Here is a 2180-nt window from a genome sequence, read left to right as displayed (position 1 = left end):
TGCCCGGCTTGATGTTGTGCCTACGCGCAAATGGCAAGATGCGCCCTTCGAAGAGCGCGTTATGAGCAGTCGCGTGCGGCCTTGGTCCGACAATCGACATATTCCCTATCAGAACGTTCAGGAGTTGTGGAAGCTCGTCGACGTTGGTTCGACGGAGGATGCGCCCCACGTTCGTCACCCGCGCATCCTTGCGCTTGGTCGGTACGAATGGACCGGTATTGTCACCGCATACCATGGATCGAAACTTAGCCACGCGGATGACTGAGTTATTGTAGCCGTGGCGCTCCTGCCAAAATAGCACTTTGCCGCGAGATTCCAGCTTGATTGCGATCGCTACGATTGCAAACAGCGGAGCAAGCAAGAACAGCCCCGTCGCTGCGACAACGATATCGAATACTCGTTTAACGGTCTGTTCGAACGCAGATAACGGTGGCCTGGAGACTTCCAAAGTCTTCAGGTCGCCCAGCTCGGCAATTCGCGACATGCCAAAGAAGTTCACGGTACCGGCCGGCACGATATGCACGCTGACGGGGAGTTCCGAAAGAAGACGGGCTAATTCGGGCGCGGATGCAAGCTCTTCCGGGTTGGCGAGAATGACAATGTCATCGGGATTCGCCGCTCGACACGCTTCGATCGCGCGACGTGCAGCCGCGCCATCGACCAAATCATCGGGAGTGTGGTCGCTTGCCGCAGCGTGGCGCGGGAACGGCAAGTATGCGACACTTCGGATGGCAGTTGTTCTCACCAAATCAGAGAATTCACGCCACGAAGCTTCAGCACCGATCAAGACGACGTGGCGTGCCGCGACGGTTCCAGAACGGATGGCAGACTGGAGCCAGAAGTAAAATATTGCCCGGGTAAGGCAGACAGTGATGCTGACCGCGACGATCTGAAAGAGAAATGAACCACGCGAGTATTCTTCTGTTCCCTTCAGAAGAAAAAGCATGGACAGAAAGAGGGAGAAGGCGAGAGCGACGGAGCCGATGCCATTCCATAACAGCTTGTGCAACGGCTGGCGTTGGACGCTAGCGAATTGCCGAAGTGCTACGGTGATGATTGACACCAGGGCGGCAATATAAAGCGCAGCAGGGACGTATTGAGAAGGTGCTGCGGGCAGATGCAGCGCGCTATAGCGATAGAACGTGCCGCTGAGGTAGGCGGCAGCCGCGATACAAATGAACTCAAGCGCCAAGACCCTGGATGTTACGACGCCCAACCGTACGGGCATCGCCCTGCCCCGCCGGTGCAGGACAAGCGGATTAGGCCGAAAACCCGAGGAATCAGCTTGTACGGACATAGATCGCAACGACAACTTTGGTAATGGACGCAACCCCGGATGGCATCTAGCGTTGATTAACGCTTCTTTAACTCGACAGCCGCCCGAAAGGCAAGATTGGCGTCGGGCAGTTGGATTAAAAAATAGATTACCTTTAACGGGAACATTTCGGCATTCGCGTAGTCCAAACTACCTTTAAAAGGGAACATTTCGGACTTCCCAATACGTTCGCGCCGTTACGGGAGGGCTAATCGAGGACAGGACGAAACAAAGGGGCAGACCCTTGGAAAGTACAGCCCGACGATGACCACGGCGTGACTGGCTGCGACAGTTCATCGCAACTCTGTCGTGTTGGTGCCGTATCTCCACAACCCCAAAGTGGGGTGTGATACCCGAGGGCCACTGTTGCCTCCATGAGCGAGGGCCGTCGATTGCACGAGAAATCGATCAATAGGTCGCCAACGGGCGCTGCATTTGATAGAGCGGCCTTTTTGGCGCGCGGCTTGGTGTTGGACGCCCTGGCGGGGTTGTTGAGAGCGGTGGTTCCGCAAGGAACGGGTTCAGGCTGCTGTAGGGCAGCGGTTCCCTATATGGAACCAGCGAGTTTCACCGGATGCGAAGTGCGGGGCGCCGCTATGCCGTCGCGCCGGCATCGACGGTTAGCACTGTGCCGGAAATGCTGCGGGCGCCGTCGCCCAGCAGGAACTCGACCGCGTTGGCCACGTCGTCGACGTCGGCCAGACGGCGCAGGGAGCTGCGGCGCACGACGCGTTCCCGCTGCTCGCCGGCAAGCCCGTGCGTCATGTCAGTATCGAGAAATCCGGGCGCCACGGCATTGACGTTGATGCCGAGCCGGCCGACCTCACGCGCCAGCGAGTGGGTGAAGCCGGTCATGGACGCCTTG

2 protein-coding genes are annotated in these 2180 nt (G+C 58.0%); both read right to left on the bottom strand.

Features of this window, described 5'->3' with window-relative positions:
- Positions 1–1192, bottom strand: a 1192-nt coding sequence (locus WB528_RS03955; RefSeq protein ID WP_423887126.1) for a sugar transferase, incomplete at its 3' end; no start/stop codon positions are given.
- A 717-nt stretch (positions 1193–1909) separates the two neighbouring features.
- A partial coding sequence (locus tag WB528_RS03950) for an SDR family oxidoreductase (RefSeq protein WP_423887125.1) occupies positions 1910–2180 on the bottom strand: 271 nt, incomplete at its 5' end.

This window comes from Bradyrhizobium sp. (assembly GCF_049586575.1).
In the GTDB taxonomy this organism is placed as follows: Bacteria; Pseudomonadota; Alphaproteobacteria; order Rhizobiales; family Xanthobacteraceae; genus Bradyrhizobium.
Note: the sequence above shows the minus strand (reverse complement) of the source record. Positions and strands in the feature narration are given on the sequence as shown.